We start from the raw sequence: 14,867 nt of genomic DNA, 5'->3' as shown, positions 1-14,867 counted from the left end.
GCCTCAGGCCTCCGTGTTTTCGGTGGTGTCGTCAGCCGCGGTCTCGACGACCTGCGGGGCGACATCATCATTGGCAACTGCCGACATCTTCAGCGACGCCGGATAGGGCGCATCGGCGTGACGCGCGACCTTGACCGCGTCCTTGATCAGCAGCCAGCCGCCCTTCGAACCCGGCACCGAGCCGTGGACGAACAGAAGACCGCGCTCGACGTCGGTCGATACGATTTCGAGGTTCTGCTGGGTGCGCTGCTTGTCACCCATGTGGCCGGCCATCTTCTTGCCCTTGAAGACCTTGCCCGGATCCTGGCGCTGACCGGTCGAACCCAGCGAACGGTGCGAGACCGAGACGCCGTGGGTGGCGCGCAAACCGCCGAAGCCCCAGCGCTTCATGCCGCCCTGGAAGCCCTTGCCCTGCGTGACGCCGGTGACGTCGACGAGCTGGCCGGCGACGAAATGGTCGGCCGACAGGGTGGCACCGGTTTCCAGCAGCGCGTCTTCCGACACGCGGAATTCGGCGACCTTGGCCTTGGGCTCGACTTCGGCCTTGCCGAAATGGCCGCGCTCCGGCTTCGTGGTGTTCTTGGCTTTCTTGGTGCCGGCGCCCAGCTGGACAGCGACATAACCGTCGGTGTCGGTGGTGCGGACAGAAATAACCTGATTGTTCTCGAGAGCGAGGACCGTGACCGGCACATGCCGACCATCATCGCGGAAAATCCGCGTCATCCCCATCTTCTTCGCGATCACGCCTGTGCGCATGACCAATTCCTTTCTCATCAGAGGCCCCGACCCTTATGGGTGGGGGCTTGCCGGCCCGATGGTGGGCCAAAGTTCGCTCCGCGTATTTTGGTTCGGCTTACTTGCCGAGCTTGATTTCCACGTCGACACCGGCAGCGAGGTCGAGCTTCATCAGCGCGTCCACCGTCTGCGGGGTGGGATCAACGATATCGAGAAGACGCTTGTAGGTCCGGACTTCGAACTGCTCGCGGCTCTTCTTGTCGACGTGCGGCGAGCGGTTCACGGTGAACTTCTCGAAACGCGTCGGCAGCGGGATCGGGCCACGGATGGCAGCACCGGTGCGCTTCGCCGTGTCGGCGATCTCGCCCGTCGCCATGTCGAGGACACGGTGGTCGAAAGCCTTCAGGCGGATGCGGATGTTCTGCGTGTCCATGGAACTTCTACGATCACTCTATTCAAAAGTTCAAGACCGGCACTGCCCGCAATCGCGGCGGGATGCACCGGTCAGAAAATCGATGGCTTTGGAAAATCGACAGGCTCGACGAATCGGGCCGCTCCCCAAAGGAAGCGGCCCTATAGCCTTACTTTATGATGTTCGCAACCACGCCGGCGCCGACGGTACGGCCGCCTTCACGAATGGCGAAGCGCAGGCCCTGGTCCATGGCGATCGGAGCGATCAGCTTGACCTTCAGCTGGACGTTGTCGCCCGGCATGACCATCTCGGTGCCTTCCGGCAGCTCGACGGTACCGGTGACGTCGGTCGTGCGGAAATAGAACTGCGGGCGATAGTTGGCAAAGAACGGCGTGTGACGGCCACCCTCGTCCTTCGACAGCACGTAAACCTCGGCCGAGAACTCGGTGTGCGGCTTGATCGAGCCCGGCTTGCAGAGCACCTGGCCGCGCTCGACGTCTTCACGGCCGACGCCGCGGAGCAGCGCGCCGATGTTGTCGCCGGCCTGGCCCTGGTCGAGCAGCTTGCGGAACATTTCGACGCCGGTGCACACCGTCTTGCGGGTGTCCTTGATGCCGACGATCTCGATTTCTTCACCAACCTTGACGATGCCCGATTCGACACGGCCGGTGACGACGGTGCCACGACCCGAGATCGAGAACACGTCCTCGATCGGCATCAGGAACGGACGATCGAGCGGACGCTCCGGCTGCGGGATGTAATCATCGACGGTCTTCATCAGCGCCAGCACGGCGTCATGGCCGATGTCGTCGCGCTTGCCATCGAGGGCGCACACGGCCGAACCCTGGGTGATGGGGATGTCATCGCCCGGGAAGTCGTACTTCGAGAGCAGCTCGCGGATTTCCATCTCGACGAGCTCGAGGATCTCGGCGTCGTCGACGAGGTCGACCTTGTTCATGAAGACGACCATGGCGGGCACGCCGACCTGCTTGGCGAGCAGGATGTGCTCGCGGGTCTGCGGCATCGGGCCATCGGTGGCCGACACGACGAGGATCGCGCCGTCCATCTGGGCGGCACCGGTGATCATGTTCTTCACATAATCGGCGTGGCCCGGGCAATCGACGTGGGCGTAGTGGCGGGCGGCGGTCTCGTACTCGACGTGCGCCGTCGAGATGGTGATGCCGCGCTCACGCTCTTCCGGCGCCTTGTCGATGTTGGCGTAGGACGTGAAGGTGGCGCCGCCGGTTTCGGCCAGCACCTTGGTGATGGCAGCCGTCAGCGAGGTCTTGCCATGGTCGACGTGACCGATGGTGCCGATGTTGCAGTGCGGCTTGTTCCGCTCGAATTTTGCCTTACCCATGGCCGTAAACCTCTTTCTCGTGAATTCTGTTTCGTTTTTCGTGATCGCCTATGGCCGAATCAGCGCCACCGGAAGGGGCGCTGACTAGCGGTACACAGGAATAAATCAAGCCAGTTTCAGCTTGATCTCCTCGGCCACGTTCGAGGGTACTTCCTCGTAATGGCTGAACTGCATCGTGTACTGCGCCCGGCCCTGGCTCATCGAGCGCAGCTGGTTCACGTACCCGAACATGTTCGCGAGCGGCACCTGGGCCTCGATGACCTGGGCATTGCCGCGCGTATCGGTGCCCTGGATCTGGCCCCGGCGCGAATTGAGATCGCCGATGACGTCGCCCAGATAATCTTCCGGGGTAACGACCTCGACCTTCATCACCGGCTCGAGCAGCTTGATGCCGGCCTTGGTGGCGGCTTCGCGCATGCCACCGCGACCGGTGATCTCGAACGCCAGCGCCGACGAATCGACGTCGTGATAGGCGCCGTCGTACAGCGTCGCGACGAAATCGATGATCGGGAAGCCGATCAGCGAGCCCGAGGCCGCAACTTCGCGGATCCCCTTCTCGACCGACGGGATATATTCCTTGGGAATATTGCCGCCCTTGACGTCATCCTTGAAGATGATGCCCGAACCACGCTCGCCGGGTTCGACCGAGAACTTGATGCGGCCGAACTGGCCGGAGCCGCCCGACTGCTTCTTGTGGGTATAGTCGACATCGACCTTGCGGGCGAGCGATTCACGATAGGCAACCTGCGGCGCGCCGACATTGGCCTCGACCTTGAACTCGCGGCGCATGCGGTCGACGAGGATCTCGAGATGGAGCTCGCCCATGCCCTTGATGATGGTCTGGCCCGATTCCATGTCCGAGGTGACGCGGAACGACGGATCTTCCTGTGCCAGGCGATTGAGCGCGATGCCCATCTTTTCCTGGTCGGCCTTGGTCTTGGGCTCGACGGCGACTTCGATGACGGGGTCCGGGAACTCCATGCGCTCGAGGATGATCGGCTTCAGCGGCGCGCACAGCGTGTCGCCCGTCGTGACGTCCTTGAGGCCGACCAAGGCGACGATGTCGCCGGCATAGGCTTCCTTGATGTCCTCGCGGTTGTTGGCATGCATCAGCAGCATGCGGCCGATCTTCTCGCGCTTGTCCTTGACCGAGTTCATCACCGTCGAGGCGGCTTCCATCTTGCCCGAATAGATGCGGGCAAAGGTCAGCGTGCCGACGAACGGATCGGTCATGATCTTGAAGGCCAGCGCCGAGAACGGCGCGTCGTCCGACGCTTCGCGGATCTCGTCCTCGTCCTTCAGGTTGATGCCGTGCATCGGCGGAATGTCGAGCGGGCTCGGCAGATAGTCGACAACGGCGTCGAGCAGCGGCTGCACGCCCTTGTTCTTGAACGCCGAACCGCACAGCACGGGAACGAACGCGAACGCCAGCGTGCCCTTGCGGATCAGCGCCTTCAGCTCGGCGGTCGTCGGCTCGGTGCCTTCGAGGTACGATTCCATCAGGGCATCGTCCTGCTCGACGGCCATCTCGATCAGTTCCGAGCGGGCGACGGCGGCGGCATCCTTCAGGTCATCGGGAATGTCCTTGTATTCGAACTTGGCGCCCAGCGATTCCTCCAGCCAGACGATGGCGCGGTTCTCGACGAGATCGACGAGGCCGATGAAATCACCCTCGAGGCCGATCGGCAGGTACAGGACGGCCGGGCGGGCGCCCAGGCGATCCTTGATCATCTGCACGCAGCGATCGAAATTGGCGCCGGTGCGGTCAAGCTTGTTGACGAAGCACATGCGCGGCACCTTGTACTTGTCCGCCTGGCGCCACACGGTTTCCGACTGCGGCTCGACACCGGCCACGCCATCGAAGCACGCGACGGCGCCATCGAGCACGCGCAGCGAGCGTTCGACCTCGATGGTGAAGTCGACGTGGCCCGGGGTATCGATGATGTTGATGCGGTGGTCGTTCCAGAAGCACGTCGTCGCGGCCGACGTGATGGTGATGCCGCGCTCCTGCTCCTGCTCCATCCAGTCCATCGTGGCAGTGCCTTCGTGCACTTCGCCGATCTTGTACGACTTGCCGGTGTAATAGAGAATCCGCTCGGTCGTCGTGGTTTTCCCGGCGTCGATATGCGCCATGATCCCGATGTTGCGGTACATGTTGAGCGGGGTTGTGCGAGCCATGATTCTTCTACCAGCGAGAGGTCTGCGGTACCGCCGTCACCAGCGGTACCGTGATATGGGGTGCTACCAGCGATAGTGCGAGAAGGCGCGGTTGGCTTCGGCCATCCGGTGCGAATCTTCACGCTTCTTGACGGCGGCGCCGCGGTTGTTGGCGGCATCGAGCAGCTCGCCCGACAACCTTTGAGCCATCGTGTGCTCGCTGCGCTTGCGGGCAGCGGCGATCAGCCAGCGAATGGCGAGCGCCTGCGAACGCTCCGGGCGCACTTCGACAGGCACCTGATAGGTGGCACCGCCGACGCGGCGCGAGCGCACTTCGATGCCCGGGCGGACATTGGCGAGCGCATCGTGGAAGACGCCGACGGGTTCGCGGCGGCTCTTGGCCTCGATGGTTTCCAGTGCCGAATAGACGATCTGTTCGGCGACGGACTTCTTGCCCTCGTACATGACGAGGTTCATGAATTTGCTCAGCACGACATCACCGAAACGGGGGTCGGGCAGGATTTCGCGCTTTTCTGGGCGACGACGACGGGCCATTTTCTAATCCTTCTTACTTGGGACGCTTGGCGCCGTACTTCGACCGGCTCTGCTTGCGGTTCTTGACACCCTGGGTGTCGAGCACGCCGCGCAGAACGTGGTAGCGCACACCGGGCAAATCCTTGACGCGGCCGCCGCGAATCAGGACCACCGAGTGCTCCTGAAGGTTGTGGCCCTCGCCGGGGATGTAGCCGATGACTTCGAAGCCATTGGTAAGACGGATCTTGGCAACCTTGCGAAGTGCCGAGTTCGGCTTCTTCGGGGTCGTCGTGTAGACGCGGGTGCAAACACCACGCTTCTGCGGGCAGGCCTCCATGGCCGGCACCTTGTTGCGGGCCTTCTGCGGCTCGCGACCCTTGCGGATCAACTGGTTGATAGTCGGCATCGTGTCTTTGTCATCCTGCTGTTCGGTGGCTTGCGCCACCTACTCCAGGTCCGAACCGCCCTTACGGCATAAGCGCGCTTGGCACCCCTGACGGAGAGCCTCACGCGCGCGGCGCAGCCTGTTGTTTCATTTCGCGTCCACACGCCGGAATCGAGGCTTGCCTGATTTCGGCCCATATACGGGAGCGCGGCCTATAGGCTTGGAGGCCCTGCCCGTCAATTGGATTCACGGGGGCCGGCGTCTCCGCCTGTCGTCCTAACCTCCTACGGCGTCGATCACCAGCCGCCGTGTTCTGACCTTGCGGCCATCCGCAGTAGCCGTCGGCGCCAATCCACCGATAACGCAAAGATCGATGCGCGACGCCGGGGGCTTTGTGATCTCGGCGCCCCGCACTGGCTCGCACTTCGTGATCTCGCCCGTTTCGAGCGTCTGGAATTCGGCTTCTGCGATGACATTGCGGACAGCGAACCCAGTATCGAAATAGTGGCTTGCTTCCGGCAACTGGACCGTCCGGATTTCCGCCCAACGCAACCCTCGCGTTGGTCGGTCGAGGAATCCGAAAAAGACGCCCGCATTACCTTGGCGATCGCATTTCTTGTGGACGTCATCGGGCATCATTGCGTTGGGCATCATAGGCTTGACGATGCACTGCGTTACCCGGCCGAGCCGATCGAACTCGACGCGTACCACGTGCCCGGCGTTGGGCGATGGCGGGCTTCCTGCAAGTGTGAAGTTCACCGGCCCGTCGAAACTGCCGTCGACGGCATTGCCATCGGCGTCGCGCGCTGGCTGGAACCGGGCTCGCCGGCTCGCTGCATCACAGGCAACGCTGTCGAGACGGGGCGACCATGTTCCCTGCAGGATCGTGCAGCCTTTGACACGGCCCTTGCTATCCACTGCGAGGCGGTACCAGACGGTGCCCGCCATCCCGGCCCTGCGCGCTGTGTCGGAATAGTCCCCATCGCTGAACCACATCGTTCCGGCGATCGGAACCGGTGCCACGACTGCGGCCGCCATCATCAACGCCAGCATCACGTCCCCCGAAGTGCGAGGGTCGAAACTATGCCGCTACAGCACCCCGTGGCAATGCTTGAACTTCTTGCCCGAACCGCACGGGCAGACGGCATTGCGCGACACCACCCGGTGCCATTCGGCCAGATCCTCCGGGTCGACGTCGGTCAGTTCCGCGGTCGCCGCCATGACGCCGGTCAGCGCGCCGGCCGGCAGGCTGCCAAAGGCGTCGGTGCGGGCAAAGCCGCGGCTGCCAAAGGCGTCGTTTTCGCCGGTCAGCGGGTCGATGTGGGTGGTGACAAAGCTCGGCATTGCCGGCTGCGCCAGCGCAGGTGAATCCATCTGGAACTGGGCGTGCGACAGCATCCGCGTCACATCCTCGCGGACGATGACCAGCATGCGCTCGAACAGCGCGAACGCTTCGGACTTGTATTCGTTGAGCGGTGTCTTCTGCGCATAGGCGCGCAGGTGGATAACCTGGCGCAGCGCATCCAGCGTCGCCAGATGCTCCTTCCAGTGATGGTCGAGCGCCTGGAGGAGGAAGTTCTTCTCGATCTCCACCCAGTTGCCCGGCGGCAGTTGGGCGGCCTTGGCCGCCATCTGCGCGTCGGCGGCGGCGATCAGCCGATCGACGACGATTTCCGGGTCGATCGCGGCTTCCTGCGGCCAGTCGCGCACCGGCAGGTCGAGCGCCAGCGTGTTCTGGACGGCGGCCTCGAGCCCCTCGACATCCCATTGCTCGGGATAGCTGTTGGCCGGGCAATGCTCGGCGACGATGGCGTTGATCGTCTCGTGACGCATGTCGACGACGACGTCGCCGACGGTCTCGCTGTCCATGATGTCGGCGCGCTGTTCGTAAACGACCTTGCGCTGGTCGTTCATCACATCGTCGTATTGCAGCAACTGCTTGCGCACGTCGTAGTTGCGCGCCTCGACCTTCTTCTGCGCCGTCTCGATGGCCTTGGAGATCCAGGGGTGAACGATCGCCTCCCCCTCTTCAAGGCTGTTGTTCATCATGCGGCTCAGCATCGTCTGCTGGCCGAAGATGCGCAGCAGGTCGTCGTCGAGCGACAGGTAGAAGCGACTGAGCCCCGGATCGCCCTGGCGGCCCGAGCGGCCGCGCAGCTGGTTGTCGATGCGGCGGCTCTCATGGCGCTCGGTGCCGAGCACGAACAGCCCGCCGGCGTCGCGCACGGCCTGGCGCTCGGTTTCCACCTCTTGGCGGATGCGGGCAACGGCGGCATCGCGCTCCGGCCCCGGCTCCATCTCGGACAGTTCGCGTTCGACCCGCGCCTCGAAATTGCCGCCGAGCTGGATGTCGGTGCCGCGGCCAGCCATGTTGGTGGCGATGGTGACGGCGCCGAGCCGCCCGGCCTGTTCGACGATATGGGCTTCCTGTTCGTGGAAGCGGGCGTTCAGCACGACATGCTTGACGCCTTCCGTCTTCAGGAACTCGCTCAGCATCTCGCTCTTTTCGATCGATACCGTGCCGACGAGGATCGGCTGGTTGCGCGCCGATGACTCGCGGATAGTCTTGACGATCGCCCTGAATTTCTGGTCGGAATCCTTGTAGAATTCGTCGTCGACGTCCTCGCGCAGCACCGGCTTGTTGGTCGGAATCTCGACGACATTCAGCTTGTAGATGTCGAAGAATTCCGACGCCTCGGTCGCCGCCGTGCCGGTCATGCCGCCCAGCTTGGGATACATGCGGAAATAGTTCTGGAAGGTGATCGAGGCCAGCGTCTGGTTCTCGGGCTGGATCTGGACGCCTTCCTTGGCTTCGACAGCCTGGTGGAGGCCATCGGACCAGCGCCGGCCATCCATCATGCGGCCGGTGAATTCGTCGATGATGATCACCTTGTCGTTGCGCACGATGTAATCGGTGTCGCGGCGATAGATGACATTGGCGCGCAGCGCCTGGTTCAGGTGATGGACGACCTGGGTATTCTCGAAATCATAAAGGTTCTCGCCTTCGAGCAGCCCCATGTCGGCGAGCGCGCGCTCGGCCTTTTCGGTGCCGTCCTCGGTGAGGATCACCGAGCGCTGCTTCTCGTCGATCTCGTAATCCTCGGCCGACAGTGTCTTCACCATCGTGTCGACAGACATGTAGAGCTCGCTCTTGTCGTCGGTCGGGCCCGAGATGATCAGCGGCGTCCGCGCCTCGTCGATCAGCACCGAATCGACCTCGTCGACGACGGCATAATGGAACGGCCGCTGCACCATCTGCTCGCGGCTGTACTTCATGTTGTCGCGCAGGAAATCGAAGCCGAATTCGTTGTTGGTGCCATAGGTGATGTCGGCCGCATAGGCTTCGCGCCGGGTATTGTCGTCGATGTTGGGGACGATGACGCCGACGCTGAGCCCGAGGAACTTGTAGACCTGGCCCATCCAGCCGGCGTCGCGCGCGGCGAGATAATCGTTGACGGTGACGACATGGACGCCCTTGCCGGCCAGCGCGTTCAGGTAGACGGCAAGCGTCGCCACCAGCGTCTTGCCTTCGCCGGTCCGCATCTCGGCGATCTCGCCGCGGTGGAGGACGATGCCGCCGACCAGCTGCACGTCGTAATGGCGCTGGCCGAGCGTGCGCCTGGCGGCCTCGCGCACCGTCGCAAAGGCTTCGGGCAGCACATCGTCGAGCGTCTTGCCGGCGGCGAGCTCGGCCTTCAGCTTGTCGGTCTGGGCGCGCAACTGGTCGTCGGTCAGCGCCGAGATGGTCGGCTCAAGGGCATTGATCCGCCCCACCACCGTGCCGAGCGACTTGACGTAGCGGTCGTTGCTTGAACCGAAAAGCCGCTTGGCGATACCGCCGAATCCGAGCATGAAAATCCTAACGCGCAGGCGACCGGCGGCCGCAAAAGGGGCCGCGCATGTCGAACCGCAGCGATGTAGGGGCGACGACCGCTTTCGTCAATTCGGCCACCGGCAACCATGCAGCCACACCAACGATTGCAGGTCGCTGTGATTTTATGACGCGATGCCGCAGCGGCGTGCTACACCGGATGTTGCAGGAAGTCGGTTCCAGTCAGGTGGCGGGATGGGGGCTGCGGTCGATCCCGGTCAATGGTTTGCAAGTTGTAACCCTCCGGCTGCTTTGCGAAGGGCTTAACCATGGCTCCTGACGAATTCGCGGTCATCGTTCCCGAAGTCGCGCTGACACTGGTAAGCGCCGTCATCGGGTCGTCGACATCGCCGCTGATCCTGCTTGACGGCGAGTTGCGCGTTGTTCTCGCCAGCACTTCATTCGGGCGGTGCTTCGACCTGTCGCCCGGCGACATCATCGGCCACAACATCTTTGCACTGGGCCACGGCGAATGGGACGTGCCGCGTCTGCGGTCGCTGCTGTCCGCCACACTGTCGGGCGCCGAGATCACCCCCGCCTATGAAATCGATCTCGACCTGCCGAAGCGCGGCCGGCGGCGGCTGGTCATCAATGCCAGCAAGCTGGCCTATGACGGCAGCCCCACCCGTACCCGCGTTCTGGTCGCGATCGCCGATGTCACCGATGCCCGCATCGCGACCCGGGCCAACGAAAGGCTGCTGCAGGAAAAGGCGGTGCTGGTGCGCGAAATCCAGCACCGCGTCGCCAACAGCCTGCAAATCATCGCCAGCGTGCTGATGCAAAGCGCCCGCAAGGTCGGCTCTGAAGACGCCAGGGTGCACCTGAAGGACGCCCATAGCCGCGTGCTGGCCATCGCCGAGCTGCAGCGCAAGCTGGCCGAATCGGAGAATGACGAGGTCCACATCGGCCCCTATCTGAAACAGCTTTGCCAGAGCCTCGGCGCCTCGATGATCGACGATCACGACCGGATTTCGCTGACATCGACCGCCGATGACAGCCTGGTGCCCGCCAATATTTCGGTCAGCATCGGGCTTGTTGTCACCGAACTGGTGATCAATTCGCTGAAGCACGCGTTTCCCGACAAGCGTCAGGGCAAGGTCACCGTGGCCTATTGTGCCGCGGGCAATGCCTGGACGTTGACGGTGACCGACGATGGCATCGGCATGGACGGGGAGGCCGATACGTCGCCCGGCCTCGGCACCAGCATCGTCACCGCCCTCGCCCGCCACCTCAATGCCGAAATCGCCGTGAGCGACGGCGCGCCGGGAACCATCGTGACCGTTACCCATGCCGAAGGGGCGGAGGCCGTAGCCGACGAAGAACCGGTCTAGGCGGGTCGGCGGCGGGTCAGCGGCGATCCAGCGGCGGGGGCAACGGCCCCAGCGGCGGCGTCGCCGGCTTGCGTTTCGATTTGCGCCGCAGGCCGAAATTGACCGCCTTTTGCACCCGCGGATAGCGGCGGGTGTAGCGGACATAGCGCCGCCGCGCCCAGGCCGAATTGCGCAGCACCAGCGCCAGGCCAAAGGCAAAGACGAAGATACCGAGCGGTCCCGGTGTCGGAATGCCGATGATCGGCGCCACCAGCATCAGGAAGGCGCCGAGCATCAGCTGGAACACCCGGAAGGGTTCGCTTCTGATCAGCACATCAAGAAAGGCCGGGCGTTTCACGTCGCAGGCTCTAGGTGTCAGTTGTGGCACAGACAAGGCAGTGACAGGGCACTGAAAAGCCATCGTGAACAATTGCCCATGCGCCGGCGATGCGACATAACCGCAGTGGGGTCGCAACGAATTTCGTGAAAACAGGGGCAGCTATGGTCGCGCATGTCGGAACGGTGGCGTTCCTCGGGCTCGAGGCGCGCCGGGTCGACGTGCAGGTGCAGATGTCGTCGGGTGCGGCCGGCTTCCTGACCGTCGGCCTGCCCGACAAGGCGGTTAAGGAAAGCCGCGAGCGGGTGCAGGCGACGCTGCACGCCATCGGCCTGTCGCTGCCGCCGCGCCGCATCGTCGTCAACCTGTCGCCGGCCGACCTGCCCAAGGAAGGCTCCCACTATGACCTGCCGATCGCGCTGGGACTGCTTGTCGCCATGGGTGTCATCGCGCCCGATGCGCTCGATGGCTTCCTCGTCGTCGGTGAACTCGGCCTCGATGGCGCGCTGGCGCCGGTGCCGGGCGTGCTGCTGGCGGCACTGCATGCCGCCGAAAACGAGCTCGGCCTGATCTGCCCGGCCAGCCAGGGCGGCGAAGCAGCCTGGGCCGGCGAGGTCGATGTCGTCGCGGCGCCCGACCTGCTGTCGCTGCTCAACCATCTGAAAGGCACGCAACTGCTGTCGCCGCCGCAGCGCAGCCTCGCCGATCTGGTCCGCACCGGCCCCGACATGGCCGAGATCAAGGGCCAGGGAACCGCCAAGCGCGCCGTGGAGATCGCCGCCGCCGGGGGCCATAACCTCCTAACGTTGTGCACGTCCAGACCCAGCACGTTGCGTCAGAATGAACTCGACATTTTGGCAGAGTGCCGGCGGCGTTATGGGGCTACACCATCTATAGCGCCGCTCGCGGCCCTAATGCGCGGATTAAAGGCTGGAGGCGATTATGGCCGATGACATGGCGCCGGCGGGCAAGCGCAACCCGCCATGGACGCGCGATGAACTGGTCCTTGCCCTGGATATGTACGTGCGGCACGGCGGGAAGCCGCTGCCCCCTACACACCCTGAGGTGCGGGAGTTGTCAGGATGGCTAGCCGCACTCGCGCAGGGCGGCGGCTCCGCCACGTTCCGAAACGCAAACGGCGTGGCTATGAAGCTGATGAACTTCCGGGCACTCGATCCGGCCTATGTCAGCAGCGGAGGCGTCGGGCTTAGTCAGACCGGGCGGGGCGATAAGGCCGTATGGGCGGAGTTTGCAGGCCGCGCGCAGGCGCTTGCCGTGGAGGCCGGCTCGATTCGGTCTAGGAGCGCCCCTGAGGCGCCTGGGGAGCCGCTTATTGACTACCCTGCCGGTCTGTCGGCGCCTGAGGGCAAGGCGGAGTTTCGAACGCACCTGGTTCGAGAACGGAACGCCACACTCGTTGCCAAGCGCAAGCAAATGGCGCTGGCGGCTAATGGCCGGCTGGCGTGTGAAGCATGCGACTTCGACTTTGCGGAGCGATACGGGGAGCGCGGCTTGGGGTTTATAGAGGCCCACCACGTCAAGCCGGTGCACGCCATGCAGGCCGGCGAAGTGACGAAGGTGGAGGACCTGGCGCTGTTGTGCGCGAACTGCCACCGCATGGTTCACAGCGCGAAGCCGTGGCTGACGCTCGCGGCGCTCAGTGAGATAGTCCGCGGCAAATTGAAGGGGGTAAATGATGGAACGCAAGCTGTGGTTTGACGCTGTTGTCGGATTGGGAGGGATTGCCGGGATCACGTCGGTTCTGGGTGGAGTCTTTTGGCTGGGGAAACTCGACACGCGGCTCGACGTGCTTGAAAAAGCGATCAAACAGTCCGCCGCCGAGAGTAGAACTCTCGACCCGATAAGGCTTCGATGCGCCGCGCTCGCTCAGCAGGCAGCAACCTTCGACACTACACCCACGGCGCGGACACCAAACGAGATCAAAGACGTAATGACCAATCTAGGTTGTCGGGAGATAGCGGCGAAGTAGAGCGGCATTAGTCATCGACACGGGGCTCGACAGCACTAAAATGTACGTTGGAACCAAACAACGAAAAAAGCGCCACGCGATAGTGGCTCAGGCCGCGCGTACAGTCCTTACTGACGCATACGCGGCCTTAGCTGAATTAGAGGCTGTGTCAGCACACGAGCAGCCCCAATTGTTTAGACTTCGCTGGATAGCTTGCCTCGCGGTGCTTAGGGCGGTGGGGCACGTATTGCATAAGGTGGATGGCAAGCGGCAGGCCGAACTTTTTAAAGCCGCCAACGCCGCTATGGCGCGCTGGAAACAAACCCCGATTGATCATCTAATATTTCACAATTTTGTCGATGGACAACGCAACAGCGCCGTTAAAGAATACAGGTTTGCGTATTCGGAGAAGGGCCCAGAAACGTTGCCAATGCTGATCGGCGGGCAGGTTCTTCAGCCCATTGAGGCTGTGCAACAAGCATTGGACTGGTGGCGCAAAGAGTTAGATCGGGTTGAGGAGGAGGCTTACGCAATCCGAAAAACCGCCAACATCGCGGCCGACTTTGCACGACAACAGGCAAATGCCGTTAGAAGGAAAGCCGCCGCATCAAATTTTGCACCGACGAAGGATGCCAGCGGCCGCCCCGAGGAGTCTTGATTTCCCGCGCGGTTAACTCTCGCGCGATCCCGTCCAAAGACGTAACCCCGGCCGCCATTATGTCCTTTAGGACTAGCGCCAAGTCCTCCGCAAAAGCGTCCGCACGGGCGCCGATAGCTTCCAAGCTGGCAACGTTGCCCTTGCCCGCCCGTTTCAGGGCGGCGGCGCCGTTGGGATTGCCGAGCCGCACGCCGCGCGCCTTGGCGGCCTGTAGCGCCTCCCGGGTCCGCTTTGCGGTCGCCTTGCGCTCCGCCTGGGCGACGGCCGCCATGATATGCACTGTCAACTCGTTCGCCTCCGGCATGTCGGCTGCCACGAACTGCACGCCGCTGTCATGTAGGCTCGCAAGGAACGCGACGTTGCGGGACAGCCGGTCCAACTTGGCGATGACAAGCGTTGCCCCTGTCACCTTTGCCCGGTGGAGGGCGGCGGCTAGCTGCGGCCGGTCATCCCGCTTGCCGCTTTCGACCTCGGTGTAGGAGGCGATGACGCGCGCCCCACGGGACGCCGCGAAGGCTTCAATGGCCGCCTGCTGGGCTTCTAGTCCGAGCCCGGAGCGCCCCTGAGCGGCGGTGGATACGCGGTGATAGGCGACGATCCGCATGACAATCTCCCTTGCAAAACAACAGCCGGTGCCGGGCGTGCGCATTCGATAGCGGGCCTCCGGCAGGTGCCCGCTGCGCCTTGTACAGAATGGCGCAACGGACGTTAGGCCGTTATGTATGGCGCCCTGGTGCTCTGTCAAGCAGGCACTCAGAGCCGCGGGGCATGGTCGCCCAAGGGTCCCTGCGAGGCGCCAACTGTCGGCAAATGCCGGCGATTGACAGCCGCAGACAGTCGGCAGATACCGACACAAGGCATTGAGGAACATAGATTTTCTTGACACGCAGGCCCGCCGGCCCGATATTCCACCCTGCCCTCCGGGGCGCTCTTTCTCATCGCTGGAAACTAGGAGACACACATGCTCGACGTGTATCTGTTCGGCTTGGGCCTTGAAATCGGCCGGGGCCTCTCGTTCGTCCGCCTTACGGCTGGCGACCCCTCCAAGCCGCGCTGGCAAGCCGGCTGGGATAATCCCCACGCGATCCTGCCCGGCGGCTTCTACGCCGGCCGGAACGGCTAACAGGAACGACAGGGAC

At 63.4% G+C, this 14,867-nt stretch carries 16 protein-coding genes and 1 pseudogene; 7 read left to right on the top strand and 10 right to left on the bottom strand.

Annotated elements, in window-relative coordinates; translation table 11 throughout:
- Nucleotides 1–3: 3 nt before the first annotated feature.
- The 8 genes from rplC to secA form a co-directional block, all read right to left on the bottom strand.
- The gene (rplC, locus tag ACP7AI_RS12705; protein WP_426167886.1) at nt 4–756 is read right to left on the bottom strand and encodes a 50S ribosomal protein L3; all 753 of its coding nucleotides are present in this window, start codon (nt 754–756) and stop codon (nt 4–6) included.
- 97 nt (nt 757–853) lie between these two features.
- Complete coding sequence (gene rpsJ / locus ACP7AI_RS12700; protein WP_426167884.1) at nt 854–1,168, bottom strand: 30S ribosomal protein S10; 315 nt, start codon at nt 1,166–1,168, stop codon at nt 854–856.
- A 148-nt stretch (nt 1,169–1,316) separates the two neighbouring features.
- Nucleotides 1,317–2,507, bottom strand: a complete 1,191-nt coding sequence (gene tuf, locus ACP7AI_RS12695) for an elongation factor Tu (protein WP_426167882.1) — start codon at nt 2,505–2,507, stop codon at nt 1,317–1,319.
- Between the two features lie 105 nt (nt 2,508–2,612).
- Nucleotides 2,613–4,685, bottom strand: coding sequence for an elongation factor G (gene fusA, locus ACP7AI_RS12690; RefSeq protein ID WP_426167880.1), 2,073 nt, complete (start codon nt 4,683–4,685; stop codon nt 2,613–2,615).
- Nucleotides 4,686–4,748: 63 nt separating this feature from the next.
- The gene (gene rpsG / locus ACP7AI_RS12685; protein WP_426167878.1) at nt 4,749–5,219 is read right to left on the bottom strand and encodes a 30S ribosomal protein S7; all 471 of its coding nucleotides are present in this window, start codon (nt 5,217–5,219) and stop codon (nt 4,749–4,751) included.
- 13 nt (nt 5,220–5,232) lie between these two features.
- On the bottom strand, nt 5,233–5,604 hold the full coding sequence (gene rpsL, locus ACP7AI_RS12680; protein ID WP_152577498.1) for a 30S ribosomal protein S12: 372 nt from the start codon (nt 5,602–5,604) through the stop codon (nt 5,233–5,235).
- 255 nt (nt 5,605–5,859) lie between these two features.
- Complete coding sequence (locus ACP7AI_RS12675) at nt 5,860–6,636, bottom strand: energy transducer TonB (protein ID WP_426167876.1); 777 nt, start codon at nt 6,634–6,636, stop codon at nt 5,860–5,862.
- A gap of 36 nt (nt 6,637–6,672) precedes the next feature.
- Nucleotides 6,673–9,435 carry a preprotein translocase subunit SecA gene (gene secA, locus ACP7AI_RS12670; protein ID WP_426167874.1) on the bottom strand — a complete coding sequence of 921 codons (2,763 nt, stop codon included), beginning with the start codon at nt 9,433–9,435 and terminating at the stop codon, nt 6,673–6,675.
- Between the two features lie 47 nt (nt 9,436–9,482).
- On the opposite strand from secA, the gene ACP7AI_RS12665 reads away from it, so the two are divergent.
- Together ACP7AI_RS12665 and ACP7AI_RS12660 are read left to right on the top strand one after the other, a co-directional pair.
- On the top strand, nt 9,483–9,734 hold the full coding sequence (locus tag ACP7AI_RS12665) for a hypothetical protein (RefSeq protein ID WP_426167872.1): 252 nt from the start codon (nt 9,483–9,485) through the stop codon (nt 9,732–9,734).
- Nucleotides 9,724–10,785, top strand: a complete 1,062-nt coding sequence (locus ACP7AI_RS12660; protein ID WP_426167870.1) for a sensor histidine kinase — start codon at nt 9,724–9,726, stop codon at nt 10,783–10,785. The genes ACP7AI_RS12665 and ACP7AI_RS12660 overlap by 11 nt, the downstream gene beginning before the upstream one ends.
- A gap of 16 nt (nt 10,786–10,801) precedes the next feature.
- Here ACP7AI_RS12660 and ACP7AI_RS12655 read toward each other — a convergent pair whose 3' ends face one another.
- Entirely contained in the window at nt 10,802–11,122 is a 321-nt protein-coding gene (locus ACP7AI_RS12655) for a PGPGW domain-containing protein (protein WP_426167868.1), read from the bottom strand.
- Nucleotides 11,123–11,265: 143 nt separating this feature from the next.
- Here ACP7AI_RS12655 and ACP7AI_RS12650 point away from each other — a divergent pair.
- The 4 genes and pseudogenes from ACP7AI_RS12650 to ACP7AI_RS12635 form a co-directional block, all read left to right on the top strand.
- Nucleotides 11,266–11,904, top strand: a pseudogene (locus ACP7AI_RS12650) (magnesium chelatase domain-containing protein); the annotation flags it as partial.
- A 139-nt stretch (nt 11,905–12,043) separates the two neighbouring features.
- Nucleotides 12,044–12,820: an HNH endonuclease gene (locus ACP7AI_RS12645; RefSeq protein WP_426167866.1), complete on the top strand. Its 777-nt coding sequence runs from the start codon at nt 12,044–12,046 to the stop codon at nt 12,818–12,820.
- Nucleotides 12,798–13,091 carry a hypothetical protein gene (locus ACP7AI_RS12640; protein WP_426167864.1) on the top strand — a complete coding sequence of 98 codons (294 nt, stop codon included), beginning with the start codon at nt 12,798–12,800 and terminating at the stop codon, nt 13,089–13,091. Before ACP7AI_RS12645 ends, ACP7AI_RS12640 begins: the two co-directional genes overlap by 23 nt.
- Nucleotides 13,092–13,317: 226 nt before the next feature.
- A complete protein-coding gene (locus ACP7AI_RS12635) occupies nt 13,318–13,728 on the top strand; it encodes a hypothetical protein (protein ID WP_426167862.1) in 411 nt (136 codons plus the stop codon).
- Here the strand turns inward: ACP7AI_RS12635 and ACP7AI_RS12630 are convergent.
- Nucleotides 13,658–14,332: a recombinase family protein gene (locus ACP7AI_RS12630; RefSeq protein WP_426167860.1), complete on the bottom strand. Its 675-nt coding sequence runs from the start codon at nt 14,330–14,332 to the stop codon at nt 13,658–13,660. The genes ACP7AI_RS12635 and ACP7AI_RS12630 overlap by 71 nt on opposite strands.
- 357 nt (nt 14,333–14,689) lie before the next feature.
- On the opposite strand from ACP7AI_RS12630, the gene ACP7AI_RS12625 reads away from it, so the two are divergent.
- Nucleotides 14,690–14,851, top strand: coding sequence for a hypothetical protein (locus ACP7AI_RS12625; protein ID WP_426167858.1), 162 nt, complete (start codon nt 14,690–14,692; stop codon nt 14,849–14,851).
- Nucleotides 14,852–14,867 lie beyond the last annotated feature (16 nt).

This window comes from Sandarakinorhabdus sp. DWP1-3-1 (genome assembly GCF_049896705.1).
Lineage (GTDB): Bacteria > Pseudomonadota > Alphaproteobacteria > Sphingomonadales > Sphingomonadaceae > Sandarakinorhabdus.
Note: the sequence above shows the minus strand (reverse complement) of the source record. Positions and strands in the feature narration are given on the sequence as shown.